The sequence below is a fragment of the Dysgonomonas sp. 25 genome, assembly GCF_010501075.1.
Classification (GTDB): Bacteria; Bacteroidota; Bacteroidia; order Bacteroidales; family Dysgonomonadaceae; genus Dysgonomonas.
Map to the genome: position 1 here is coordinate 1 of NZ_QVMN01000047.1, position 326 is coordinate 326.

Sequence of the window (326 nt, forward strand, 5' to 3'; positions counted from 1 at the left end):
GCCCCCACCTTTTTCACGGGTAATCTCAAGCTCTGCGGTGCCTCTTTTCATTTCTAGTCTGGCATTATCTACTCTCAGTTCATATTCTATGGGAATAGATGTAATCTTTATTAGTTGCTCCACGTTCTCCCTCCTCTCCCTTTTAATTGAGGAAATCTAACAATGATGGGCTCAGAACATTGGTCCCTACCTTAAGGGCCGAATTGTATACGTAATTGGCCCAAGAATAGTTGGTAATCGCCTCAGCGCCATCAATATTTACGGTAGTATCAAATTGAGTGGTCAAATTAACCTTTTCCGTTTCCAAGCGATTTACCGTCGTCTCT

1 protein-coding gene is annotated in these 326 nt (G+C 42.6%); it reads right to left on the reverse strand.

Annotation, left to right across the window (positions count from 1 at the left end):
• Positions 1-142: 142 nt before the first annotated feature.
• On the reverse strand, positions 143-326 hold a 184-nt coding region (locus D0T66_RS16295; RefSeq protein WP_221412247.1), incomplete at its 5' end, for a hypothetical protein.